This is a genomic window from Oleiagrimonas sp. C23AA, from assembly GCF_011759385.1.
Lineage (GTDB): Bacteria > Pseudomonadota > Gammaproteobacteria > Xanthomonadales > Rhodanobacteraceae > Oleiagrimonas.
In genome coordinates, this window is the sequence record NZ_JAARLY010000003.1 from 142322 (window position 1) to 165948 (window position 23627).

Sequence of the window (23627 nt, forward strand, 5' to 3'; positions counted from 1 at the left end):
CTTGCGCAGCGTTATGACTCGTGGGGAGCGCGGGCGACCGGCCGTGGGTGGTGTGTTGGCAGGCTAAGGCCCTTGCCTGAATGAGGATGCCGGGAGAAGGGCGTCTCAGCGGCGCCGGCAACAGGTGCACACGCAGATTCCGGCCGCCGCTGCTCTTGTGCTGGGCATCCACGTTGTGATGGATGCCGTTGCCGGCATGATCGACGTTCTCGCCCTCGCCCTCGCCCTGGCGCGCGTCACGATCACGGGGCCAATACAACTGCTCTTGAACCGCATCTCGCCGTTCCGATCATGGCTTGCGATTAATAATTTTGACTAATGAGTGCTATCGGTTTATTGGTCTTAATCGATGGGACGTGACGCCCTAAGCTATCTCCCCATGGGTGGGTTAAGACCTCGCAAGATGCCCGTTTGCGGGGGCTCGGCCCGGTGTCTGATGGCCTCACTGGAAACCGCTCAGGGCTGATGTACAGCCCATTGCCGGAGTGGCGTTTGGCGAGATGGTGCCGACGCGCGCCGCGTATGTGATGAGGTCACTGTCGACCGCCATCGGATGCGAGGGGCATGTGGCCTGATCACGCAAGCCCCACCGGCGGCCCGCTACCGTGGACATGAACGATGGCTTCCCCGGTGCAGGCTTCGGACAACGTATGTCTCGTGTGAGCTGGTCGAGATGATCTGCAGGCTGGCCTTCCATTCGGCCAACGCTGCTTGCCGATCACTTGGCGTGTGTTTCCTGAGGCCAGTATCTGATCGGTGCACGACCTTTCCCCTCCCATGCCCGCGTCGCCGACGCGGTAGGCATCCCCGTTACCAGCAGGAGATTCCCATGCAGCATTATTCCAAAAACGGCTCCCGCCCTTCGCAGAGGGGGCCCTCCGAATATTTTACCGGCACAGTGCGCATTGACCCGCTGTTTGCGCCGCTCGAGTCCGGCCGTACCAGTGGTGGCCAGGTGACCTTCGAGCCGGGTGCGCGCTCGGCGTGGCATACCCACCCGTTGGGCCAGACGCTGATCGTCACCGCCGGTTGCGGCATGGTGCAGTGCGAAGGCGAGCCGGCCCGGCTGATCTACCCCGGTGACGTGATCCAGTGTCCGCCGGGCGAGAAACACTGGCACGGCGCCGCGCCGGATACCGCCATGACCCATATCGCGATACAGGAAGCGCTCGACGGCAAGGTCGTCGACTGGCTGGACAAGGTGACCGACGCCGAATATCAGGCGGCGGTCGATTCATTGGAGGAAAGCGCATGAACAACAACATCGAAAACAAAGTCATCGTCATCACCGGCGCCAGCAGCGGCCTGGGCGCTGCGGCGGCGCGCCGCCTGAGCGAACAGGGCGCTACCGTGGTGCTGGCAGCGCGCCGCGCCGAGCGTCTGCAGTCGCTGGTCAAGGAGCTGGAGGCCAATGGCGGCAAGGCGCTGGCCTTAGCCACCGACGTCACCGATCGCGAGCAGGTGCAGAAGCTCATCGACACTGCCGTGGAAACCTACGGCCAGGTCGACGTGCTGCTCAACAACGCGGGCCTGATGCCGCTGGCGCCCATGGAGCGATTGAAGGTGGAAGAGTGGGAGCAGATGCTGGACGTGAACCTGAAGGGCACGCTCTATGGCATCGCCGCCGCCTTGCCGCACATGAAGGAGCGCAAGTCGGGTCAGATCATCAACGTGTCCTCGGTCTACGGCCACAAGGTCGCCCCAGGCGCGGCGGTGTACTGCGCCACCAAGTTCGCTGTGCGTGCGCTGTCCGAGGGCCTGCGCCAGGAGGTCAAGCCCTACAACATACGCACCACCGTGATCTCGCCGGGCGCCGTGGACACCGAGTTGCTGGACCACATCAGCGAGAAGGACATCGCCGACAACGTGCGCGAGCATGTCAGCCAGATTGCGGTGCCTGCCGACACCTTCGCGCGCATGGTGGCCTTCGCCATCAGCCAGCCGGAGGACGTGGACGTCAACGAGATCCTGTTCCGTCCGACGGCTCAGCCGGTCTAACCCGGCACGATACGGACGACGTCAAGGAGACCCGCATGCCCCATGTCATCGTCAAGTTATGGCCCGGCAAGTCCGAGCAACAGAAGACTGAGCTGGCCGAGGCGATCAGTCGCGAGGTGATGCAGAAACTCGGCTACGGCGAGGCGTCGGTCTCGGTCGGTTTCGAGGAGATAAGCGCCAGCGACTGGCGCGAAAAGGTCTATCGGCCCGATATCCGCGGGCGCTGGGAAAGTCTCTACAAGAAGCCCGGCTACCAGATGTAGCTGGAAGTTGTGTGTCCTTGAGCAGGGTGGCGTCCCACGACCGATGCCGCCCTGCTCGCTTTTTATCGGAAGCCGGCAGCTTTCCATCTCGGCCTTATGCCAAGTGGCTTGGCGGGGAAGTGATCGCGGCGGTGGGCAAGTGGCGGCCGAGCCGATAAGCTCGGGGCACTCTGAACGGACGCCTCTGCATGCAGATTGCCATCGTTGCCAGCGAGACCGACGCCGCACAGACTGCGGCCAAGGCGCTGGCCGAACGCTATGACGCCGTCGCCCCACGCGAGGCCGATGTCATTGTCGCCCTGGGTGGTGACGGCTTCATGCTGCGCACGCTGCATCAGTACCTGGATCTGGGGAAATCGTTCTACGGCCTGAAACTGGGGCGGGTCGGGTTCCTGATGAACCAGTTCCGCGACAACGACTTGCTGGCGCGCATCAAGCGTACGCACCCGGCCACTCTGCATCCGCTGGAAATGCGCGTGACCACCTCCAACGGCGAGGAAACCCAGGCACTGGCCTTCAACGAGGTGGCGCTGCTGCGCCAGACCAATCAGGCCGCGCATGTGCAGGTCACGCTCAACAGCGAAGTGAAACTCGAAGAGTTGGTCTGCGACGGCATTCTGGTGTCCACACCGGCCGGATCCACGGCCTACAACCTGTCCGCGCACGGGCCGATTTTGCCGCTGGATGCCAACGTGCTGGCGCTGACGCCGATCAGCCCGTTCCGACCGCGGCGCTGGCGTGGTGCGATTCTTCCGCACACCACCAGGGTGGGTTTTCACGCGCTTGATCCGCGCAAGCGTCCGATCAGCGCCACGGCGGACTTTCGCGAAGTACGCGATGTGTTGAAGGTGGAAGTCAGCCAGTCGCGCGAACATGCCGTGCGTCTGCTGTTCGATCCAGAGCACAATCTGGAAGAGCGCATCCTGGACGAGCAGTTCACGCCCTGATGCACGGCCGGGCCGCTACAATGGCCCTTGGTTCGATCACAGGGAATGCAAGCCCATGGCCGGCATGAGCGATACCGCCGCACTCAACGCGCATTCGGAGCGTTCGGCGCACGATGGCCGCCTGGTAGTGGCCATATCCTCGCGCGCACTGTTCGACATGGGTGACAGCCATGCCCTGTTCGAGCGCGAGGGGCTGGATGCCTATATCCGTTATCAGATCGAACACGAAAACGACGTGCTGACGCCGGGTGTGGCCTTTCCACTGGTGAAAAAACTGCTGGGGCTGAACCGCCTGCATGGTGATGTACCACCGGTGGAAGTGATTTTGCTGTCGCGCAATTCCGGCGACACGGGCCTGCGTATTTTCAACTCCATCCAGCATTACGGCCTGGATATCGTGCGCGCTGCCTTCACCAGTGGCGCGCCGACGTCGGACTACATCCGTCCGTTCGGTGCCGACGTGTTCCTGTCGGCCAATGCCGAGGATGTCGGTCGCGCGCTCAAGGCCGGTGTGGCCTCGGCCACCATTCTGCCGTCCACCGCGCCCACCCGCGAAGCCGAGCAGCTGCGCATCGCCTTCGACGGCGATGCGGTGATCTTTGGCGACGAAGGCGAGCGGGTCTCCAAGGAAGAAGGCCTGGAGGCATTCCACAAGAGCGAGCACGAACACGCCGACGAGCCGCTGACGGTGGGGCCGTTTCGAGGCTTTCTGCAGGCCATGCATCGCTTGCAGGCAGCGTTTCCGGCCGAGGATTCACCCATCCGCACGGCCTTGGTGACGGCCCGTTCGGCGCCGGCGCACAAGCGGGTAATCTTGACCCTGCGCCACTGGGGCGTGCGTATCGATGAAGCGCTGTTCCTGGGCGGGCGCGACAAGGGCGCGTTCCTGGATGCCTTCGGCGCCGATATCTTCTTTGACGATTCGCCGGTCAATGTGGAGTCCGCGCGCCGTCATGTGGCCACCGGCCACGTGCCGCACGGCGTATCCAACCCGGTCGCCGATTAATTCCGCTCAAGCGTGGCTTTTGCGCGTAGTCAGAGCTCAGGCTAGTACCGGTTCGCAGGTTTCCAGCACCTCGATCACATCACCGACACGCAGCAGGCCCGGCACTTCCACGCAGGCGTTGCGGCCGAAATAGACCTGACCGTCTTCGCCACGGCGGTAGCGCGCCAGTGTCCGTAGCGGTTCCTTGTCACCGCGCGGCTTCGCGGTGGCCGGATCCACGCCGATCATGCCGCAGCGCGCACAGCCCGCGTCCAGCCGGATCACCACCTCGCCGATACGAATGCGCCGCCAGCCATCCTCGGCAAAGGCACCGGCGCCGCCGATCACCAGATTGGGGCGGAACTGGCCCATCACGTGATCGCCATTGCTGCGCGCGTTCAGATCGCCCAGCGAGGCCTCGCCGATCACCAGCAGCGGATAGGCATCGGCAAAGCTGACGGCCTGGCCAAGCTTGCTGCGCCAGCGCGGCGAGGTTTCGCCCAGCCATAGCAGCTGCGCCGGCTCGCCCGCCGCTTTGCTGACCCAGGCGTCGGCTTGGGGCGTGGTCGACAGCGCAGGGAAGGCGTCTTTCCATACCGCGGTGGCGACTTCGGTGTGGCCGAACGCGTCAAAAGCAATCGTGAGCGGCTCCAGTTGCGGATGCGACAGCCGCAACTCGCCCTCATGAATTCGCGCGCAGATGGCCTGCAGATGCGGACGCGTGCGCGCCGTAAGAAAGCGCCCGTCCGGCTTTGCCAGCATGAAGCGCCGGTCATGCCTCAGGCCTTCGGTATCGGCCTGCACCTGTTGCAACGTTTCGGCGGCGGTGGACTTGATGGGGTAGCGCAGCAGGCCGGTTAGCGTAATCACGGAAGGCAGGCGCGTGGCGGGAAACACGTATTGTGGCACGCGCTGTGGCGTGGTTGCCGGCGACGATGGCCATTCGTGCGGCATGCGGCCACAGGCGTAGGGCTTGTCGAACGTTATATTTGGATTAAAATGACAATGATTCGCATTTGTTCTACGCCTCGCGTTGAGTGCCAGCGCCGGCCCCTTCATCAAGGACTCCCATGTCGTACCGTGCCCAGCCGTCCCTACGTGGCCACCGTGTTTCGTCCCTGTCTCCACACCCGCTGAGCGTGGCGCTGCGCCTGCTGTTGGCGGGCGGTCTGCTCGCGGCGGCCGGTGCTGCCGCGGCGCAAACGTCCAGCGAGAACGACGTGCAAACCGACAAACACACCGAGCGCAGCACCACGCTATCGGGCGTGCAGGTCAGCGCCACGGCCGGTGACCTGATCGCGCCGTTCGCCGGTGGCCAGGTGGCGCGCGGTGCACGCATCGGCGTGCTGGGCAACGAAGACCTGATGGACGTGCCGTTCAACGTGACCAGCTACACCGACCAGCTGATCCGCGACCAGCAGGCGCACAACCTGGGCCAGGTGCTGGACAACGATCCGGCGGTGCGCTCGGGCTTTGGTTACGGCAACTACTCGCAGACCTTCGTCATCCGCGGCTTTCCGCTCTATAGCGATGACATCGCCTTTGATGGCCTTTACGGCGTGCTGCCGCGTCAGTTGCTGGCGCCGGAAGTGGTCAGCCGTGTGGAGGTGTTCAAGGGCGCCAGCGCCTTCGTCAATGGCGTCTCGCCCGGCAGTTCCGGTATTGGCGGCTCCATCAACATCGCGCCCAAGCGTGCCACGGCCAAGCCGATCACGCGGGTGGGCGTGGATTACGCCAGCGATGGCCAGGTGGGCGAGAGCGTGGATTTCGGCCGTCGTTTCGGTGCTGGCGATGCCTTCGGTCTGCGCGTCAATGCGGTTCATCGGGAGGGCAAGACGGCGGTGAAGGGCGAGCATCACCGCACCAACGCCTTCGCGCTGGGCTTTGATTACCAGGGCCAGCACCTTCGTGTGACCACCGACCTTGGCTATCAGCAGGAAACCATTCGCGGCGGTCGCTCCACGGTCTACGTGACCGATTTCGTGCCCAAGGTGCCCGATGCCGACACCAACTACGCGCAACGCTGGGCCAGCTCCATGTTGGAAGACACCTACGGCGTGGTCCGCGCCGAGTACGACTTCACCTCCTGGCTGACCGGTTATGTGGCTTTTGGCAGCCATCACGCGAATGAGTACGGCGAGTACACCTCGCCGACGGTGATCGCCGCCAATGGCGATGCCACCGAGTACCGCTTTAGCGTGCCTTACAAGGCCAACACGCAGACCGGTGAGGCCGGCTTCAACGCCTACTTTGATACCGGCGCGGTGAGCCATCACGTCACGGTTGGCTTCTCCGGCTTGTATCTGGCCAAGCGCGCCGCCTACGGCCTTTCCGGCAACTTCGACACCAACATCTACCACCCGGTGCAGGTGCCGATGCCGGACAACTTCTTCACCGGCGGCTCGCTGTCCGATCCGGGCGTGACCGGTCGCACCCAGCTGCGCGGTCTGGCCGTGTCGGACACGCTGGGCTTCGTGGATGACAACCTGCTGCTCACCGTCGGCGCGCGCCGCCAGAAACTGCACGTGCTGGGTTACGACTACAACACCGGCGCCAAGAATGCCGAGTATCAGGCGCTGGCCACCAGCCCGGTGTACGGCATCGTCTACAAGCCCAGCGAGCATGTCTCGCTGTACGCCAATCACATGGAAGGCCTGAGCCAGGGCCCGACCGCGCCGGCCACCGCGGTCAACGTGGGCCAGGTGTTCGCGCCGTATCACGCGCGTCAGAACGAGATCGGCGTGAAGTACGAAAACGGTCGCCTGGGCAGCAGCCTGGCGCTGTTCCGCATCAAGCAGCCGGTCGGTATCGTCAACGCCGACAACGTGTTCACCATCGCCGGCCAGCAGCGCAACAGCGGTGTGGAGTGGAGCCTGTTCGGTGAGCCGGTGAAGGGCCTGCGCCTGCTCGGTGGTGCCACCTGGCTGAAACCGGAACTGACCAAGACCCAGGGTGGCGCCAACGACGGCAACGATGCCGTCGGCGCGCCGCGCTTCCAGGCCAATGCCGGTGTCGAATGGACCGTGCCGAACACGCACGGTCTGCGCCTGAACGCCCGTGCGGTCTACACCGGCGATCAGTACGTCGACGCGGCCAACCAGCTGCGCATTCCCAGCTGGACCACCTATGACGTTGGCGCCAGCTACAGCTTCCACAGTGGCCGCACGCCGACCACGCTGCGCCTCAACGTGCGCAACCTCACCGGCGAAAGCTACTGGGCCTCGGCGCTGGGTGGCTACCTGAGCCAGGGCGAACCGCGCAGCGTGATGATGTCGGTCAGCTTCGACCTGTAATCAGGCTGATCGCGGTCACGCTTTGTGGGCGGTTTTCCCGTTCGCTGGTTGCATCCGGGAGCGACCAGATTCGCAGGGTGCTCGGCATGGATGTCAGCCCATACGCCGTCAGTGCAGGAAGCGCTGACGGCTTATCTGCGGGGCCCGGAAGCGAACTCGACTGGCGGGCGAAGGTGCCAGCCAGTCGGGGCCTGACGCACTAAAGCCGCCTTGCACGTCGACGATGGGACTGATGACCGCCGCGCTCAGCTGCGCCGCGCGCGGGCGACGCGGCTGGCGGTGGGTCGGCCCAGCTGCTCGGAAAGCCACATGCCGGTGTCGATGAGCGCGTCCAGATCGACGCCGGTGTCCACACCCAGGCCCTCAAGCATGTAGGCAACATCTTCGCTGGCCACATTGCCGGTGGCGCCCTTGGCGTAGGGGCAGCCGCCGGTGCCGCCGACGGAGGAATCGACCACGGCGACGCCTTCTTCCAGGCAGGCCAGAATGTTCGCCAGCGCCTGGCCGTAGGTATCGTGAAAGTGCACGGCCAGCGCGTGCATCGGCACCGATTGCGCTACTGCGCGCAGCATGGCGCGCGCCTTGGCCGGCGTGCCGACGCCGATGGTGTCGCCCAGCGACACCTCATAACAGCCGGCCTGGTGCAGGCGCTCGGCCACGTGCACCACATCGGCTATCGGCACCTCGCCCTGGTAGGGGCAACCGAGCACGGTAGACACGTAGCCGCGCACCTTTACGCCGTCGGCGCGGGCGCGCTCGAACAAGGGCGCGAAGCGATCCAGTGATTCGTCGATGCCGGCGTTGATGTTCTTGCGGTTGAAGGCTTCGCTGGCGGCGGTGAATACGGCGATCTCGCGCACGCCGACCTCGCGCGCACGCTCGTAGCCTTTTTCGTTCGGTACCAGCACCGGGTAGGAAACGCCTTCGCGCTGGCTGATGCCGGTGTAGACCTCGGCCGCATCGGCCAGCTGTGGCACCCATTTGGGGCTGACGAAACTGGTCGCTTCGATGGTCTTGAGGCCGGTGGCCGAGAGCCGGTCGATCAGCTCGATCTTGGTCGCCGCCGGCACGATGGTTTTCTCGTTCTGCAGGCCATCGCGGGCGCCGACTTCGACCATGCGCACCTGTGCCGGGAACGTGCTCATGCGGCCTCCGTTTCGGCGTCGGCCAGACGCACCAATACCGCGTCGGCTTCGACGAAATCGCCTTCGCTGGCCTGGATTTCGGCCACCTCGCCATCGCGCGGTGCCTTCAGCGACAGCTCCATTTTCATCGCTTCCATCACCAGCAGCTCGTCGCCTTCCTTGACCTGGTCGCCGGGTTTGGCACGTACCAGCACGATGCGGCCGGGCATGGGGGCGCTGATGCGCTCGTCGGCGGCATCCTCGGCACCGCCCCAGGCAAAGGCCGGGGCGCGTTCGAAGACGTAGCGCTGGTCTTGGTATTGCAGGCGCACGCGGTCGCCGTCGATCACCAGCGGCAGGCGATGGCCAATACCGTCGATGCGCGCGCGCAGCAGGCCGCACTGCACGGAAAGATCGTCGATGACGCACTCGCATGCACCGCTGATCACGCGGTAGTGCCCGTCATGCCCATGCGCTTCAATCTCGTGTCGCTGACCGCGATAGACCAGCGCCAGCACCCGCTTGCCGGCATGGCCGATGCGCCAGCCGTCGGCACGCGACCACGGTGAATGCGGGTCGGTCGCGGCGCCAAGCTGGCGCGCGTTGGATTCGTCCGCCTGCAGCAGCGCGGCGGCGGCCAGTACCAGCGCCGTGGCGGGAAGTTCGGCGTCGGGAGTTGGCAGGAACTCATCCAGATGCGCATCCAGATAGCCGGTGTTGATGGTGGCCTCGACAATGGCCGGGTGGCGCGCCAGGCGCTCCAGAAACGAGATATTGGACTTGGGGCCGACGATGTCGCACTCGGCCAGTGCCTGGCGCAGGCGTTGCAGCGCACGCGGGCGGTCGGCATCGTGCACGATCAGCTTGGCGATCATCGGGTCGTAGAAAATCGTCACCGTGTCGCCTTCGATCACGCCGCCGTCCAGGCGCACATGCGCCGAAGGCGAGGGCAGTGCCAGTCGCGTCAACCGACCCGAGCCGGGCAGGAAGTTCTGTTCGGGATCCTCGGCATACAGGCGCACTTCGATGGCGTGGCCTTGCGCGTGGATATCGTCCTGCGTGGCCGGTAGCGCCTCGCCGGCGGCTACACGCAGCTGCCACTCGACCAGATCCAGACCCAGCGTCAGCTCGGTGACCGGGTGCTCGACCTGCAGACGCGTGTTCATTTCCATGAAGTAGAAATCGCCGTCCGCGCCGACGATGAACTCCACCGTGCCGGCGCCGACGTAATCGACGGCACGTGCGGCGTTGACCGCCGCCTGGCCCATCGCCGCGCGGCGCGTTGCGTCCAGGAACGGCGAGGGCGTTTCCTCCAGCACCTTCTGGTAGCGGCGCTGTGCCGAGCACTCGCGTTCGTTGAGATGAATCACGTGGCCGTGGCTGTCGCCAAACACCTGAAACTCGATATGCCGTGGCTGCTCGACGTAGCGCTCCAAAATCACGCGTGCATCGCCAAAGCCGCTTTGGGCCTCGCGCTGCGCCGCGCCCAGAGCATCGGCAAAGTCCGCTTCCTCGCGCACGATGCGCATGCCCTTGCCGCCACCGCCGGCGGCGGCCTTGATCATCAGCGGAAAGCCCGTGGCTCGGGCCTGCTCGGCCAGGTGCTCGGTGTCCTGATTGTCGCCGTGATAGCCGGGCACCAGCGGCACCTCGTGGCGTTCCATCAGCGCCTTGGCTTCGGCCTTGGAACCCATCGCCTCGATGCTTTCCGGCTTGGGACCAATGAAGACGATGCCGGCCTCGCCGCAGGCGCGGGCGAAGGCGGCATTCTCGGAAAGAAAACCGTAGCCGGGATGGATGGCCTCGGCGCCGGTTTCGCGCGCCACCTCGAGGATGGCGTCACCGCGAAGGTAGGAATCGGCCGGACGCGGGCCGCCGATCGGCCAGGCGCGATCGGCCAGGCGCACGTGCTGCGCGTTGGCGTCGGCCTGCGAATACACGGCAACCGTTTCCACGCCAAGTCGGCGGCAGGTGCGAATGACGCGGCAGGCGATTTCACCGCGGTTGGCAATTAGGATGCGTTTGAACATGCGCGCACTCGTACGTGTGTAAGGGCTCGCCGCCGCGGCGGCAAAGGCCCTCAACTTAGCATTGGCAACCGGTGCGCGGCTTGCGGCAGGTGCAGCATGAAACCGTCATGCTGCAGCGTTTTGTTCAGCCTGCCTCGGCGCTTTCGGCCTCGGTGATCCACGATGGCTTGCGTTTTTCCAGGAACGCGGAGAGCCCTTCCTGGCCTTCCTCATCCACGCGTACGCGGGCGATCAGCTCGGCGTTGTCGGCATCCAGTTTGGCCTGGGCACGCTCGTCCTTGCCGGCCACGCGCAACGCCAGGCGCTTGGATTCGCGCCGCGCCTGCGGGCCGCCTTTTTCCATGGTGGCGACCAGCTTGGCGATGGCGTCATCCAGTTCGTCGTCAGGCACGGCCTCGTGCAGCAGGCCGATCATGGCCGCGTGTTCGGCGTTGAACACCTCGCCGGTGACAAACAGGCGGCGCGCGCGGCGCAGGCCGATGGCATCGACCACGTATGGCGAGATGACCGCCGGCACCAGCCCGAGTTTGACTTCCGACAGCGAGAACTTGGCGCTTTGTACTCCGATCGCCACGTCGCAGCAGGCGATCAGACCGATGCCTCCGCCGTAGGCGGCGCCGTTGACGCGGGCAATGGTCGGCTTGGACAGGTAGTTGAGCACGCGCATCAGGCGCGCCAGGCGCAGCGAGTCTTCCTTGTTCTCCAGCTTGCTGGCCTGGGCCATGCCACGCATCCAGTGGGTGTCGGCGCCGGCGCAGAAACTTTTGCCCTCGCCGGTGATCATCACGGCGTGGATGTCCGGCTTCTGATCGGCCATTTCCAGTACCTGGGTCAGCTCGGCCACCAGCACATCATTGAATGCGTTATGGACATCGGGGCGATTGAGGATGATTTCGGCCAGATGACCGTGGCGGGTGGCTTTCAGGGTCTCGGTTTCGTACATGGGGGACTCCTTGGCGGGGCATGGTGTCAGCGCTTCATCATAGCCCGCGAAGGGGCTGTGGCCCTTGACGCAGCGCAGCGACGGAGGCGGTCAGGGTGTCGCAGGCATCGCCAGAGAGCGCAAAGGCGAGCTATAATGCGAACCATTCCTATTTAATCTGGTCTATTCGTGCAGCTTTCCGACTTACCGAAAGGTGCCTCAGCCGTGGTCCAGCAAGTTCAGGACGCCCATCCCGAAGATGCCATAGCCCGTCGCCTGCGCGACTTGGGGTTTGTGCCGGGTGAAACCGTGCGCCTGGTGGCGCGCGGCCCGTTTGGCGGCGATCCGCTGCTGGTGCAGGTGGGCTTCACCCGCTTTGCGTTGCGTCGCAACGAGGCGCAGCGTGTGAGCGTGGAGCAGGAGGCCGCCGCATGAGTACCGAGGCTCTTCGCATTGCCCTGGTGGGAAACCCCAACTGCGGCAAGACAGCGCTGTTCAATCTGTTGACCGGCTCTCATCAGAAAGTGGCCAATTACGCCGGCGTCACCGTCGAGCGCAAGGAAGGGCGCGTGCATGCGCCATCCGGTCGCCAGTTTCACTTGCTGGACCTGCCGGGCACCTACAGCTTCGATGCCACCAGTCCGGATGAGATGATCACTCGCGATGTCTGCCAGGGGCGCTACCCGGGCGAGGCCGCGCCGGATCTGATCGTGTGCGTGGCCGACGCCACCAATCTGCGCCTGCACCTGCGCTTCGTGCTGGAAGTGGCGCGGCTGGGAAGGCCGGTGGTGCTGGCGCTGAACATGATGGACGCGGCGCGCCGGCACGGCATCAAGATCGATGTCGAGGCCTTGTCGCAGCGTCTGGGCATGCCGGTGGTCCAGACCATCGCCGTACGTCGCGGTGGCGCGGCGGCTCTGGTGGCGCATCTGGATGACTACGCGCCGGCCGAGGCACCGCAGGTGGATGTGGACCCCGGTGCCGACATCCACGCCCAGGTACGCGAGCTGCTGGCGGCCACGGTGCAGATGCCGGCCAAGCGCTTGCGGCTGGATGATGTGATCGACCGTTGGGCGCTGCATCCGGTGATCGGCCTTGGCATTCTGGCCGCGCTGATGTTCCTGATCTTCCAGGCGGTGTTTTCCTGGGCCGAGCCGATCATGGACAGCATCGGCGCGGGCGTGGCCTGGGCCGGGCACTGGACCACGCAGGCGCTGCCGGCGGGCAGTGCGCTGCGAAGTCTGATCAACGACGGCATCTTTGCCGGCCTGGGCACGGTGCTGACGTTCCTGCCGCAGATCCTGATCCTGTTCCTGTTCATTCTGGTGCTGGAGGAATCGGGCTATCTGCCACGCGCCGCGTTTTTGCTGGACCGCATGATGTTCAAGGCGGGCTTGACCGGGCGCGCGTTCATCCCGCTGCTGTCCAGTTTTGCCTGCGCCATTCCCGGCATCATGGCCACGCGTTCGATCTCCGATCCGCGCGATCGCCTGACCACCATCCTGGTGGCGCCGCTGATGACCTGCTCGGCGCGCCTGCCGGTCTACACGCTGCTGATCGCCGCGTTCATTCCGCGGCGTGACGTGTGGGGCATTTTCAACCTGCAGGGCATCGTGCTGTTCGTGCTGTATTTCGCCGGCATCCTGAGTGCGCTGGCGGTCGCCTTCGTGATGAAGCGTCTGCGCCGCGACAAGAGCGAGCACGCGCTGCTGATGGAGCTGCCGGCCTATCGCCTGCCCAATCCGCGCGATGTGCTGTACGGCCTGTGGCTGCGCGTGAAAATCTTCATGAAGCGCGTTGGCGGCATCATCCTTACCCTGACCGTGCTGCTGTGGTTCCTGTCCTCGTTCCCGGGGCCGCCGGCCGGCGCCACGGGGCCTGCCATCGACTACAGCCTGGCCGGCCGCATCGGGCACTGGCTGCACTACGTGTTTGCGCCGATCGGCTTCAACTGGCAGATCAGCGTGGCGCTGATTCCCGGCATGGCGGCGCGCGAGGTGGCAGTCTCGGCGCTGGGCACGGTGTACGCGCTGTCGGGCACCGATGATGTGGTCGCCTCGCACCTGGGGCCGATGATCGCGCACCAGTGGTCGCTGGCCACGGCGCTGTCGTTGCTGGCCTGGTACGTGTTCGCGCCGCAGTGCATGTCGACGCTGGCGGTTATCCGCCGTGAAACCAACTCCTGGCGCAACGTGGTCATCGCCGCGGGCTATCTGTTCGCACTGGCCTACGTGGCCTCGTTGCTGACCTTCCAGATTGCGAGGTTGTTCACATGAGTGCCTTTGCCCTTGTTCAGGACCTGGTTCTGGGCGCACTGCTGGTGTTCTGCCTGGTATCGGCCGCGCGCAAGCTGATGCCGCAGACCTCCAAGCGTCTGTTCGGCCGCTTGGCGGCGGCACTGGACCGGCCGTCTCGTGGTCGCGCGTTGCGTTGGATGGCCCGGCGTCTGCAGCCGGCTGATGCCAAGCGCGGCAGTTGTGGTGACGGTGACGGCTGCGGTAGCTGCGGGGGTTGTGGCTCCGCGCCTTATCAGGGCAATGCCGATCCGCATGTGCAGCCGCTGCACTTCAAACCGCATTCGCACTCGCGTTGAGGGATAACAAAACGCCCGTCGTCAGACGGGCGTTTTGTAAATGATGGGTTCGGAAAAATGGACCGGGCGATGGCTAGAAACTCATGAAGTAGCCGCCGTTGACCGGCAGGTTGATGCCGGTCAGGTAACCGGCATCGTCGGCGGCGAGAAAGCCCACCGCGCGCGCCACGTCTTTCGGGTCACCCAGGCGCCCTACCGGAATCTGCGCCACAATCTGCTCGCGCACCTTTTCCGGCACCGCCATCACCATGTCGGTGGCGCAGTAGCCGGGTGACACTGTATTGACCGTTACGCCCTTGCGTGCGCTTTCACGCGCCAGGGCCATGGTAAAGCCGTGCACGCCGGCCTTGGCCGCCGAGTAGTTGGTTTGCCCAAACCGCCCGGTTTGCCCGTTCACCGAGCTGATGTTGACGATGCGGCCGAAACCGCGCTCGCACATGCCGTCGATCAGCGGACGGCTCATGTGATAGAGCCCGTCCAGGTTGACCCGCATCAGTGACGACCATTGCTCGTCATCCATCTTGCGCAGCGTGCCATCGCGCGTGATGCCGGCGCCATTGACCAGGATGTCGACCCGGCCCAGGCGTTGGTGTACGCGCTGCGCCAGCTGGCGACAGCTGGCCGCGTCGGATACATCCACCGCTTCCACCGAGATCTCACCGCGTTCGCTTTCAAGGGCATCGGTGAAGCGGCGGCGCCGCTCTTCGTCGCAGGGAAGGTCGGCGGCCACCACCTGGTGGCCGGCATCGAGCAGTTGCTGGCAGATGGCACGGCCCAGGCCGCCCAGGCCACCGGTGACGATGGCCACGCGAGGCGCGTTGGATGCATTCATAGAGCTTGCGGCTCCTGATCAGGCACATGCGGCGCAGCAACGTGTGCTGCGCTACAGCATGTGGAAGGAAGGCGACAGGTTCGCAGCGAGCGCCAGCGGTGCCCGCCGGGGAAGGGCCGAGCGTGTGTCAGCGTGTCTTTTTTGCCGGGCCCTTGTCGGCCGCCGGCGCACCCTGCTGGCTGGACGCTGCGTCCAGGAAGCCGCGCTGCATCGACTTCCACATGTCCAGGTTGCGCTCGGTCAGCTCGTTGAGCATGCCCCACGGCCCCTGGCCCAGCATGGAGTTGAGCTGGGTGCGGAACTGCTGCTGCTGATCCATGAACACCTGCATGCTCTTTTCCAGGTACGGCGCCATCAGGCCCTGCAGCGAATCGCCGTAGAAACGGATGATCTGCGCCAGCAGCTGCGGCGAGAGCATGGGCTGTCCGTGCTCCTCGTGCTCGGCGATGATCTGCAGAAGGACCGACCGGGTCAGATCGTCACCGGACTTGGCATCACGAACCTCGAAGTTTTCGCCGTCCAATACAAGCTGACGGACCTCTTCCAGGGTGATGTAGCTGGAAATCTCGGTGTCGTACAACCGGCGGTTCGGATACTTTTTGATGATTCGGGTTGCTTGTGCCATGCGCAAAAGCTACCAGAACATATTGCGCCGCACCAGCAAAATATGCGGCGCAGCAATGATTGCCAGTCGAATTTGGCATGCATGCCACAAAGCGCATAACGGCGCGATATTCAAAGGGGCGAAAAGCCGCTTTTCGCCCCTTTGACGGTCAGCACGGTGAAACCCGTGCGCGGCATGGCGCTTCGGGCGGTAACGGTGGCCTGGCGGCTACCAGCCCATGTAATGGCCACCGTTGACCGACAGGTTGGCGCCGGTGATCCAGCAGGCTTGTTCGCCAACGAAGAAGTCCACCGCATGCGCAATTTCCTCCGGCTTACCCAGGCGTCCGATCGGAATTTGCGCGACGATCTTCTCGCGCACTTCTTCGGGCACCGCCATCACCATGTCGGTGGCCACGTAGCCGGGCGAGATGGTGTTCACGGTGATGCCGTGGCGGGCATTTTCCTGCGCCAGCGAAATGGTGAAGCCGTGCATGCCGGCCTTGGCCGCCGCGTAGTTGGCCTGGCCGTACTGACCCTTCTGCCCGTTGATGGAGCTGATCTGCACGATACGGCCCCACTTGCGCTTGCGCATGCCTTCGATCACCGGGCGGGTCACGTTGAAGCAGGCACTCAGGTTGGTGTTGATGACCTCGTTCCACTGCTCGTAGGTCATGCGGTGGAAGGTGGTGTCGCGGGTGATGCCGGCGTTGTTGATGAGAATGTCGACACTGCCGACGCGTTTCTCGATCTCGTCGATCATCGCCTGGCAGGACTTGGGATCGGCCACGTCACCGTGCACCAGCTCGGCCGGCACCCCCTCCGAGGCCAGGCGCTCCTGCCAGGCGCGGGCACGATCCTCGCTGCGGTAGTTGCTGACCACGCGATGGCCGGCGGCATGAAGACGGCGGACGATGGCGGTACCGATGCCCCCGGTGCCACCGGTGACGAGTGCGATGCGCTGGGTCATGAGCTGCGAACTCCTGGTCAGGGCGGTCAACGTCGTGACGGCTTCAATGGCCGCACGATGCGAGTCTACGCCACATCATGCCGCATCATGTTTGACCCTTGTCATGACGAAGACGCATGGCGCGGGACCGGTGCCAGCGTGGCGGCAAGACGCCGGTCGTTAGTGGGCAGGGCGCTGGCGTCAAAGTTCGCCACGGCTTGGGCCAGCAGCGTATCGACGCAGGCGGCAGGCTCCGGTACGGTCTGGCCAAGCAGGTGCAACGCGGTAACCAACTGCGTGTGCGGCGGTGCCTGTCCCAGCGCGTCGCCCTGGGATTTGGAGAGCTTTCGTCCGGTCGTATCGGTCAGCAGCGGCAGATGCAGGTAGCGCGGCGTGGGCAACGCCAGGCAGCGTTGCAGGAAGATCTGTCGCGCCGTCGAGTCCAGCAAGTCGCGGCCACGCACTACATCGGTGATGCCCTGCGCCGCGTCGTCGACCACGCAGGCCAGCTGGTAGGCCCAGAAGCCATCGGCGCGCTTGAGCACGAAATCGCCCACGGTCTGACGCAGGTCTTCGCGCTGAGGCCCTTGCAGGCGATCGACAAATTCCACCGTGACATCCGGTACGCGCAGTCGCCAGGCCGGTTGGCGCGAGCCATCACGCTGCCGCACGCAGTGGCCGTCTCTGTGAATGCCGCCGTGAGGAGCGAGATCGCTGCGGCTGCACCAGCACGGGAAGGCTAGATCCTTGGCGATCAACGTATCCAGCGCGGCCTGGTAGGCGGCGTGTCGTTGCGACTGGTACAGCACCGGGGCATCGGCGTGCAGGCCAAGCGCGCCGAGCGCTTGCAGGATGGCTGCCGCCGAACCGGGCGCTTCGCGAGGTGGGTCGATGTCCTCCACGCGCAGCAGCCAGGCGCCGCCCGCATGGCGCGCGTCCAGATAACTGGCCAGCGCGGCCAGCAGCGAGCCGGCGTGCAGGTGACCGGTAGGCGAAGGGGCGAAGCGTCCGCGGTAACTCATCGTTTCCTATAGTGCCAAAGCGGCACTTGAAAGTGCGCGCCGGCGTCCCGAAAACTCCGCTGCGCCGGCGTGGTCGTAAGAATGTGCGATCTTCGCGCTACCGGTGGGTTGTGCCCGTGCCGGGTTTGCCAATCGATTTACAGGAAATAAAAACTCATGCGCCGCATCGTGCTGTTTGTTCTGACCAATCTTGCCGTTCTGGTGCTGCTGAGCATCGTCTGTCGTCTGTTCGGGATTGATGCCTGGGCGGCCAGCCGTGGCTATGGCGGCCTGGGTCCGTTGCTGGTGTTCGCCGCGGTGATCGGTTTCGGTGGCTCGCTGATTTCGCTGGCGATGAGCAAGTGGATGGCCAAGATGTCCACCGGCGCGCGCGTGATCGAGCAACCGTCCAATGAGGCCGAGCGCTGGCTGCTGGCGACGGTGCGCGAGCACGCCACGCAGGCCGGCATCGGCATGCCGGAGGTGGCCATCTACGATGGTCCGGAGATGAACGCCTTTGCCACCGGTGCCAGCCGCAACAAGGCGCTGGTGGCCGTCAGCACCGGTTTGCTGCACAACATGGATCGCGATCAGGTCTCTGCGGTGCTGGGTCACGAGGTGGGTCATGTGGCCAATGGCGACATGGTCACCATGGCGCTCCTGCAGGGCGTTTTGAATACCTTCGTGATCTTCCTGGCGCGCATCGTCGGGCGTATGGTCGACAGCTGGATCAGCGGCAGCCGCGACGACCGCGAGGGCGGCACTGGCTTGGGTTACTTCATCATCGTCATGGTGCTGGAGGTGATCTTCGGCCTGCTGGCGTCGATCGTGGTGATGGGCTTTTCGCGCTATCGCGAGTTTCGTGCCGACGCCGCCGGGGCGCGTCTGGCCGGGCGCGACAAGATGATCTCGGCGCTGCGCCGGCTGTCGGCCAGTTACGGCGAGTCGACCCTGCCCAAGCAGATTCAGGCCTTTGGCATTTCCGGCCACCTGGCGCATGGCGCCAAGCGTCTTTTCATGAGCCATCCGCCGCTGGAAGAGCGCATCGCGCGCCTGGAGCGCGCCGGGGCTTGAGATTACATCGAGCGATAGCCATAAAGGGTTATCGCTTTTTAATCCCTTTTCCAACGACATACGCACACGACGAGCCATGTCCACGACTGAAACCCGTAAATTCGAAGCCGAAGTCGCGCAGGTGCTGCACCTGGTGACCCATTCGCTGTACTCGCACAAGGAAATCTTCCTGCGCGAGTTGATTTCCAACGCATCGGACGCCTGCGACAAGCTGCGCTTCGAGGCCATCGCCAAGCCCGAACTGCTGTCCGGCGATGCCGAACTGCACATTGACGTCAGCTGGGACCCGGAGGCGCGCACCATCAGCGTGTCCGACAACGGCATCGGCATGAGCCGCGATGAGGTCATCGCCAACATCGGCACTATTGCCAGTTCCGGCACGCGCCGTTTCCTGGAGGCCATGAGTGGCGACCAGCAGGCCGACGCGCGCCTGATCGGCCAGTTCGGCGTCGGCTTCTATGCCGCCTTCGTGGTCGCCGACAAGGTCACCGTGCTGACCCGCCGCGCTGACGCGCCCACCGCCGAGGCGGTGAAGTGGGAAAGCGACGGCAAGGGCGAATACCTGCTCGAACAGATCGAGCGCGAGGCACGCGGTACCACCGTGGTGTTGCACATGAAGGCCGATGAGGATGAGTTCCTCAAGAACTGGCAGCTGCGCAGCCTGATCCGCAAGTACTCCGAGCATGTGGCGTTCCCGATTCGCCTGCCCAAGGATGATGACGGCAAGCCCGGTGATGAGGTCGAGACCATCAACGCCGCCTCGGCGATGTGGACGCGCGCCAAGAGCGAGATCAGCGACGAGGAATACCAGGACTTCTACAAGGGCCTGGGTTCGGACTTCAACAATCCGCTGGCCTGGGCGCACAACCGCGTCGAGGGCAGCCAGGCCTTCACCACGCTGCTGTACATCCCGGCGCAGGCGCCGTTCGACCTGATGGGCGCCAACCGCGATGAGCGCAAGGGCCTGAAGCTGTACATCAAGCGCGTCTTCATCATGGATGCGGCGCAGGAGCTGCTGCCGCCGTATCTGCGTTTCGTGCGCGGTGTGGTCGATGCCGATGATCTGCCGCTCAATGTCAGTCGCGAGATTCTGCAGCAGAATCGCCAAGTCGATCGCATCCGCGCCTCCATCGTCAAGCGCGTGCTGGACCTGCTGGAAAAGATGGCGCGCGACGAGCCGGAGAAGTTCGCCACCTTCTACTCGGCGTTCGGCAACGTGCTCAAGGAAGGCATTGTCGAGGACCCGTCCAACCGCGAGCGGATCGCCAAGCTGCTGCGTTTTGCCAGCACCGCCGGCGAGGGCGCCAAGCAGAACGTATCGCTGGATGACTACATCGGTCGCATGAAGGCCGGTCAGGAGGACATCTGGCTGATCACCGGCGAAACCTACGCCGCCGCCGCCGGCAGCCCGCAGCTGGAAGCGCTGAAGGCCAAGGGCATCGAGGTGCTGCTGCTGTTCGACCGCATCGACGAATGGATGCTGGGCAGCCTGAGCGAGTACGAAGGCAAGAAGTTGCGCAACGCCGCCAAGGGCGAGTTGCCGCTGGACGAGGCCGACAAGAAGAAGCAGGAGGAGGCCAGTGAGGCCGCCAAGCCGCTGCTCGAACGCATCAGGACATTGCTGGGTGACCGCGTGGCCGACGTGCGCGTGTCGGCGCGTCTGGTCGATTCACCTTCGTGTCTGGCCTTGGCCGATTTCGACATGGCGCCGCACCTGGCGCGCCTGCTGCGCGAGGCCGGCCACGACATGCCCGAGTCCAAGCCGACGCTGGAGATCAACCCGCAGCACGCCTTGCTCAAACGCCTGGAAGGCGTGAGCGATGAAGCACAAGCAGCCGACCTGGCGGTGCTGCTGCTGGAGCAGGCCGAAGTGGCCGCCGGCGCCACACTGGACGACCCGGCCGCCTTCGTGCAGCGCATGAATCGGCTGCTTGCCGGCTAGTTGGAGTAGCGAACTGTCGCAACAAAAAGCCCGCCACATGGCGGGCTTTTTGTTGTCTTCCAATGGCATGACACCAGTGCCCCAGGGTGCCGACACAGGTCGGTATTTGTCATGCGCTCGCCACTTCCTTTTGCACCGCCTTCTGCCAGGCGCGCAGCCCGATCACGGCCAGCACCACGAAACCGGCGTAGAGCGCGGCAGTGATCATGAGCTGTTTGTAGATGTATTCGCCGACGTAAAGCGTGTCGAGCACAATCCACAGCCACCAGGCGGCGGTGTGGCGTCGGTCCTGCCACCACTGCGCGACCAGGCTGAAAGCGGTCAGCGCCGAGTCCAGCCAGGGCAGGGCCGCATCGGTCCATGTGTGCATGGTGTAGCCAAGACACAGCGCGCCGACGATACCTACAGCCACGTTGACCAGTGCGCGTGCGCGTGGAAGTGGGGCCACACGCACGCGGCCGTCATCGCCCAGGTTCTGCTTCCAGCGATACCAACCGTAGGCGATGAACAGGGCGAAGGCGATCTGCAGCAAGGTGTCGGAATACAGCCGGGCGTCGATGAACACCCAGCCGTAAACCAGGCACGCGGCAAATCCCACCGGCCAGCTGAGCATGCGACGCTGTGCGGCCAGCCACACGCCCCATACGCTGAGGATGGCGCCAAGCAGTTCGATGCCGGTCATTACAGGTCGAACTTCACGGACAGGCGGGCCAGGCGCGGCTCGCTCGGGAACAGGAAGCGATCGCCGTAGGCGCTGCCGGTATCACGCCAGTAGAAGCGATTGAACAGGTTGCTGACCATCAGCCGCCACGCTGCGGCATGGCCGGCAATATGCGAGGACAGGCGCAGCCCGGCATCGAACACGTTGTAGGCGCCCACGCGTACGCTACCGTCGGGTAGCGCAGCCTTGGGCGCGCTGTAGCGCCAGGCGCCGAGCACGGCCAGCTGCGGTGCGAATGGCAGTGTGTAATCGGCATTGACCGAGGTACGCAGCGTCGGCACATTGGCCACCTGATGGCCTTCATATGATGGCGTGCCGGTGTCTTCGGCGCGGGCGCGTATGTAGCTGGCGCTGGCCGCCACACGCAAGTGCGAGGTCAGCTGGCCGTGCGTACCCAGCTCCAGGCCCGTGTGCACTTCCTGCCCTGACTGCACGAAGCTGAAGCCTTCGGCGCTGTCGTCCGGCTGCGCGAACTGGTACGGCTGGCGAATGCGGTACAACGCGGCGGTCAGATCCAGGTGGTCACCCACCGCATACTTCACCCCGGCTTCAACCTGGCGCGAATGAATCGGCGGCATGATGACATTCGGGTTGGCAGTCCAGTACGGTGCTTCCTTGCCCAGCGACAAGCCTTCGCCGTAACTGAGGTACCCGGTGATGGCGGCGTTTGGCTGCCACAGCACGGCCGCCTGCGGCAGCGTCTTGGAAAGGCGCGTGGTGCGCTCAAGCACGCCGCTGTCGTCATAGGCGCGCTCGTTCAAACGCACGAAACGCGCACCCGCCAGTACCTGCCAGGTATCGCCCAGGTGCACGCGGTCCAGCGCAAAGGCGCTGCGCTGCCAGCTGGTCAGGCGCCGCGCCGAGGGGCCGGGCTGATTCGGAGACGGCGCGAAATACGGCGGATCGGCCTGGTCGATATTGGCGGTGCCCACATAGTCGTAGACCTCCTGGCGCTGATCGACGGTGCGCCGGAACGCCTGCACGCCCAAGGTCAGGTCGTGGCTGATGCTGCCGGCGTCGATGTGACCGCGCACGGTGGCGCGCGCCTCGTCGTTGTTGCGGGTGTCGTCGGGGCTGCGGAAATCGTAGACATCGTAGGCACCATCGGGGCCAAAGAAGTATCCCGGGGTGTCGCCGCTGGCGCAGGATGCGGCGTAGAAGCAGCCATACGGGTAGGCGACATTGTCATCGATGACGCTGCGGTTGTGGCCAGCAGCCAGCTTGACGCTCCAGTCCTGATTGACCGTGTAGGTGTAGCGCGCGCTCAGGTTGGTGGCGGCAATCGATACCGGTTGTTGCCACGGCTCGAAGCCGAGCATCTTGGTACGACTGGCATGAGCGGGAATCTTGGTGCCGCCCAGCAGCTGGTAGCCGGAAGCATCGCGTTGCGCACTGGTCTGGTAGTTGCCATCCAGCTCAAGCAGGCTGGACGGGCTGATTTTCCAGTCGGCGGCCAGCGCATAGAAATTGCGCCGCCCGTCGGCATGCTGCACAAAGCTGTGCGTATCCTCATAGGCGGCATTGAAACGCAGGCCAAACGTCGGCGTCAGCCAGCCGCCCAGGTCCGCGGTGCCATAGCGCGAGCCATGCGAATCGGTGCCCAGCGTCACCGTGTGCACGTTGGCCGGACGCTTGCTGACGAAGTTGATCAGGCCGCCGGGAGCCACCACGCCTGCCTCGATGCCTGCCAGACCCTTGAGAATTTCCACCTGCTGCTTGTCCTCCAGCGGCAGCATCTGCGCGCCGGCGATGGTCAGGTTGTTCTGGCGGAAACTGGTGGCGTAGTCCAGCGGAAAGCCGCGCACGCTGATGTCCTGGTAATAGCCGACCGCCGCGTAGTTGTCGCCCAGCGCGGCATCACCCTTGGCCAGTTCACTCAGCGAGCGCGGCTGGCGGTCATCGATCTGGTCACGAGTGAACACCACCACCGAAGCCGGCGTGTCATGCAGCGCGCCGCCGCCGAAGCTGCCCAACTGGCTGCGGTCGGCATCGTAGCCGTCGGCGTGGTGGCCGGTGACGCGCACGGTGGAAAGATGCGTGGCGTGCTGCGCATCGGCATCGGAGGCCGTGTCCTGGGCATGCGCTGTGGTGCCGACGGCGGCCAGGCTCAGGGCCAGATACAGAGAAGTGCGATGGGGCATGGCGGGTCTCGTTCGATTCGTGTCGTGTGTATAGGTCACGAAGCGACGGCCAGCCACGCGGAAGGGCACTCGTGCATGAATTTGATGCACGGACCTCCGCCAGGCTTGAAGTCAAAGCTCCCTACGCCGGTGCAAACCGGATCAGGTTCCAAGGGACTCTCTCAGCCCGGCCGCAGCCAGGCACCCCCGCTTCTTGATGGGCGGCATTG

22 protein-coding genes and 1 riboswitch are annotated in these 23627 nt (G+C 64.7%); of the genes, 12 read left to right on the top strand and 10 right to left on the bottom strand.

Translation table 11 applies throughout. The annotated features are described in order from the left end of the window. The first annotated feature begins 124 nt into the window (after positions 1-124). The 6 genes from HBF24_RS06065 to HBF24_RS06090 all read left to right on the top strand — a co-directional run bounded on the left by HBF24_RS06065 (position 125) and on the right by HBF24_RS06090 (position 4214). Positions 125-319, top strand: coding sequence for a hypothetical protein (locus tag HBF24_RS06065; protein WP_167170506.1), 195 nt, complete (start codon positions 125-127; stop codon positions 317-319). A 510-nt stretch (positions 320-829) separates the two neighbouring features. After that, on the top strand, positions 830-1255 hold the full coding sequence (locus tag HBF24_RS06070; RefSeq protein ID WP_167170509.1) for a cupin domain-containing protein: 426 nt from the start codon (positions 830-832) through the stop codon (positions 1253-1255). Next, positions 1252-1998: an SDR family oxidoreductase gene (locus HBF24_RS06075; RefSeq protein ID WP_167170511.1), complete on the top strand. Its 747-nt coding sequence runs from the start codon at positions 1252-1254 to the stop codon at positions 1996-1998. The genes HBF24_RS06070 and HBF24_RS06075 overlap by 4 nt, the downstream gene beginning before the upstream one ends. A 35-nt stretch (positions 1999-2033) precedes the next feature. Next, on the top strand, positions 2034-2261 hold the full coding sequence (locus HBF24_RS06080) for a tautomerase family protein (RefSeq protein ID WP_167170514.1): 228 nt from the start codon (positions 2034-2036) through the stop codon (positions 2259-2261). Between the two features lie 188 nt (positions 2262-2449). After that, entirely contained in the window at positions 2450-3208 is a 759-nt protein-coding gene (locus tag HBF24_RS06085; protein WP_167170517.1) for an NAD kinase, read from the top strand. Positions 3209-3272: 64 nt separating this feature from the next. Continuing rightward, positions 3273-4214, top strand: coding sequence for a 5'-nucleotidase (locus HBF24_RS06090; protein WP_240922295.1), 942 nt, complete (start codon positions 3273-3275; stop codon positions 4212-4214). Between the two features lie 36 nt (positions 4215-4250). Here HBF24_RS06090 and HBF24_RS06095 read toward each other — a convergent pair whose 3' ends face one another. Then, the gene (locus HBF24_RS06095) at positions 4251-5147 is read right to left on the bottom strand and encodes an MOSC N-terminal beta barrel domain-containing protein (protein ID WP_206064215.1); all 897 of its coding nucleotides are present in this window, start codon (positions 5145-5147) and stop codon (positions 4251-4253) included. Between the two features lie 116 nt (positions 5148-5263). On the opposite strand from HBF24_RS06095, the gene HBF24_RS06100 reads away from it, so the two are divergent. Continuing rightward, the gene (locus HBF24_RS06100) at positions 5264-7486 is read left to right on the top strand and encodes a TonB-dependent siderophore receptor (protein ID WP_206064216.1); all 2223 of its coding nucleotides are present in this window, start codon (positions 5264-5266) and stop codon (positions 7484-7486) included. A gap of 245 nt (positions 7487-7731) precedes the next feature. Here HBF24_RS06100 and HBF24_RS06105 read toward each other — a convergent pair whose 3' ends face one another. The 3 genes from HBF24_RS06105 to HBF24_RS06115 form a co-directional block, all read right to left on the bottom strand. Next, entirely contained in the window at positions 7732-8631 is a 900-nt protein-coding gene (locus HBF24_RS06105; RefSeq protein ID WP_167170523.1) for a hydroxymethylglutaryl-CoA lyase, read from the bottom strand. Continuing rightward, entirely contained in the window at positions 8628-10640 is a 2013-nt protein-coding gene (locus HBF24_RS06110) for an acetyl/propionyl/methylcrotonyl-CoA carboxylase subunit alpha (RefSeq protein ID WP_167170525.1), read from the bottom strand. The genes HBF24_RS06105 and HBF24_RS06110 overlap by 4 nt, the downstream gene beginning before the upstream one ends. A 124-nt stretch (positions 10641-10764) precedes the next feature. Next, on the bottom strand, positions 10765-11583 hold the full coding sequence (locus HBF24_RS06115) for an enoyl-CoA hydratase-related protein (protein WP_167170528.1): 819 nt from the start codon (positions 11581-11583) through the stop codon (positions 10765-10767). 168 nt (positions 11584-11751) lie between these two features. Here HBF24_RS06115 and HBF24_RS06120 point away from each other — a divergent pair, with 168 nt between their 5' ends. The 3 genes from HBF24_RS06120 to HBF24_RS06130 are packed head-to-tail and all read left to right on the top strand — an operon-like array spanning position 11752 to position 14155. Continuing rightward, a complete protein-coding gene (locus tag HBF24_RS06120; RefSeq protein WP_167170532.1) occupies positions 11752-11997 on the top strand; it encodes a FeoA family protein in 246 nt (81 codons plus the stop codon). Then, positions 11994-13838, top strand: coding sequence for a ferrous iron transporter B (locus HBF24_RS06125; RefSeq protein WP_167170535.1), 1845 nt, complete (start codon positions 11994-11996; stop codon positions 13836-13838). Before HBF24_RS06120 ends, HBF24_RS06125 begins: the two co-directional genes overlap by 4 nt. Continuing rightward, on the top strand, positions 13835-14155 hold the full coding sequence (locus HBF24_RS06130) for a DUF6587 family protein (protein WP_167170538.1): 321 nt from the start codon (positions 13835-13837) through the stop codon (positions 14153-14155). The genes HBF24_RS06125 and HBF24_RS06130 overlap by 4 nt, the downstream gene beginning before the upstream one ends. 73 nt (positions 14156-14228) lie before the next feature. On the opposite strand, the gene phbB (HBF24_RS06135) is transcribed toward HBF24_RS06130, so the two are convergent. The 4 genes from phbB (HBF24_RS06135) to gluQRS all read right to left on the bottom strand — a co-directional run bounded on the left by phbB (HBF24_RS06135) (position 14229) and on the right by gluQRS (position 17561). Beyond that, positions 14229-14987, bottom strand: coding sequence for an acetoacetyl-CoA reductase (phbB, locus tag HBF24_RS06135; RefSeq protein ID WP_167170541.1), 759 nt, complete (start codon positions 14985-14987; stop codon positions 14229-14231). 127 nt (positions 14988-15114) lie between these two features. Beyond that, positions 15115-15612, bottom strand: a complete 498-nt coding sequence (phaR, locus tag HBF24_RS06140; protein ID WP_167170543.1) for a polyhydroxyalkanoate synthesis repressor PhaR — start codon at positions 15610-15612, stop codon at positions 15115-15117. A gap of 207 nt (positions 15613-15819) precedes the next feature. After that, positions 15820-16560 carry an acetoacetyl-CoA reductase gene (gene phbB, locus HBF24_RS06145; RefSeq protein WP_167170547.1) on the bottom strand — a complete coding sequence of 247 codons (741 nt, stop codon included), beginning with the start codon at positions 16558-16560 and terminating at the stop codon, positions 15820-15822. A gap of 101 nt (positions 16561-16661) precedes the next feature. After that, positions 16662-17561 carry a tRNA glutamyl-Q(34) synthetase GluQRS gene (gene gluQRS / locus HBF24_RS06150; protein WP_167170549.1) on the bottom strand — a complete coding sequence of 300 codons (900 nt, stop codon included), beginning with the start codon at positions 17559-17561 and terminating at the stop codon, positions 16662-16664. A gap of 156 nt (positions 17562-17717) precedes the next feature. Here gluQRS and htpX point away from each other — a divergent pair, with 156 nt between their 5' ends. Both htpX and htpG read left to right on the top strand, forming a co-directional pair. Further along, entirely contained in the window at positions 17718-18614 is an 897-nt protein-coding gene (htpX, locus tag HBF24_RS06155; RefSeq protein WP_167170552.1) for a protease HtpX, read from the top strand. A 76-nt stretch (positions 18615-18690) separates the two neighbouring features. Next, on the top strand, positions 18691-20556 hold the full coding sequence (htpG, locus tag HBF24_RS06160; protein WP_167170555.1) for a molecular chaperone HtpG: 1866 nt from the start codon (positions 18691-18693) through the stop codon (positions 20554-20556). Between the two features lie 109 nt (positions 20557-20665). Here htpG and pnuC read toward each other — a convergent pair whose 3' ends face one another. Further along, a complete protein-coding gene (gene pnuC, locus HBF24_RS06165) occupies positions 20666-21238 on the bottom strand; it encodes a nicotinamide riboside transporter PnuC (protein ID WP_167170558.1) in 573 nt (190 codons plus the stop codon). Then, on the bottom strand, positions 21238-23418 hold the full coding sequence (locus HBF24_RS06170) for a TonB-dependent siderophore receptor (protein ID WP_167170561.1): 2181 nt from the start codon (positions 23416-23418) through the stop codon (positions 21238-21240). The genes pnuC and HBF24_RS06170 overlap by 1 nt, the downstream gene beginning before the upstream one ends. Before the next feature lie 101 nt (positions 23419-23519). Beyond that, positions 23520-23616: riboswitch (TPP riboswitch) on the bottom strand. Positions 23617-23627: the final 11 nt, after the last annotated feature.

Coding starts and splice junctions, on each gene's coding strand:
- HBF24_RS06110 (WP_167170525.1), bottom strand. CDS start 10,640: ATGTTCAAACGCATCCTAATTGCCAACCGCGGTGAAATCGCCTGCCGC.
- HBF24_RS06115 (WP_167170528.1), bottom strand. CDS start 11,583: ATGTACGAAACCGAGACCCTGAAAGCCACCCGCCACGGTCATCTGGCC.
- HBF24_RS06090 (WP_240922295.1), top strand. CDS start 3,273: ATGAGCGATACCGCCGCACTCAACGCGCATTCGGAGCGTTCGGCGCAC.
- htpX (WP_167170552.1), top strand. CDS start 17,718: ATGCGCCGCATCGTGCTGTTTGTTCTGACCAATCTTGCCGTTCTGGTG.
- HBF24_RS06170 (WP_167170561.1), bottom strand. CDS start 23,418: ATGCCCCATCGCACTTCTCTGTATCTGGCCCTGAGCCTGGCCGCCGTC.
- phbB (WP_167170541.1), bottom strand. CDS start 14,987: ATGAATGCATCCAACGCGCCTCGCGTGGCCATCGTCACCGGTGGCCTG.
- pnuC (WP_167170558.1), bottom strand. CDS start 21,238: ATGACCGGCATCGAACTGCTTGGCGCCATCCTCAGCGTATGGGGCGTG.
- HBF24_RS06100 (WP_206064216.1), top strand. CDS start 5,264: ATGTCGTACCGTGCCCAGCCGTCCCTACGTGGCCACCGTGTTTCGTCC.
- HBF24_RS06070 (WP_167170509.1), top strand. CDS start 830: ATGCAGCATTATTCCAAAAACGGCTCCCGCCCTTCGCAGAGGGGGCCC.
- htpG (WP_167170555.1), top strand. CDS start 18,691: ATGTCCACGACTGAAACCCGTAAATTCGAAGCCGAAGTCGCGCAGGTG.
- phbB (WP_167170547.1), bottom strand. CDS start 16,560: ATGACCCAGCGCATCGCACTCGTCACCGGTGGCACCGGGGGCATCGGT.
- HBF24_RS06080 (WP_167170514.1), top strand. CDS start 2,034: ATGCCCCATGTCATCGTCAAGTTATGGCCCGGCAAGTCCGAGCAACAG.
- HBF24_RS06075 (WP_167170511.1), top strand. CDS start 1,252: ATGAACAACAACATCGAAAACAAAGTCATCGTCATCACCGGCGCCAGC.
- HBF24_RS06105 (WP_167170523.1), bottom strand. CDS start 8,631: ATGAGCACGTTCCCGGCACAGGTGCGCATGGTCGAAGTCGGCGCCCGC.
- HBF24_RS06125 (WP_167170535.1), top strand. CDS start 11,994: ATGAGTACCGAGGCTCTTCGCATTGCCCTGGTGGGAAACCCCAACTGC.
- HBF24_RS06130 (WP_167170538.1), top strand. CDS start 13,835: ATGAGTGCCTTTGCCCTTGTTCAGGACCTGGTTCTGGGCGCACTGCTG.
- HBF24_RS06085 (WP_167170517.1), top strand. CDS start 2,450: ATGCAGATTGCCATCGTTGCCAGCGAGACCGACGCCGCACAGACTGCG.
- HBF24_RS06095 (WP_206064215.1), bottom strand. CDS start 5,147: ATGCCGCACGAATGGCCATCGTCGCCGGCAACCACGCCACAGCGCGTG.
- gluQRS (WP_167170549.1), bottom strand. CDS start 17,561: ATGAGTTACCGCGGACGCTTCGCCCCTTCGCCTACCGGTCACCTGCAC.
- phaR (WP_167170543.1), bottom strand. CDS start 15,612: ATGGCACAAGCAACCCGAATCATCAAAAAGTATCCGAACCGCCGGTTG.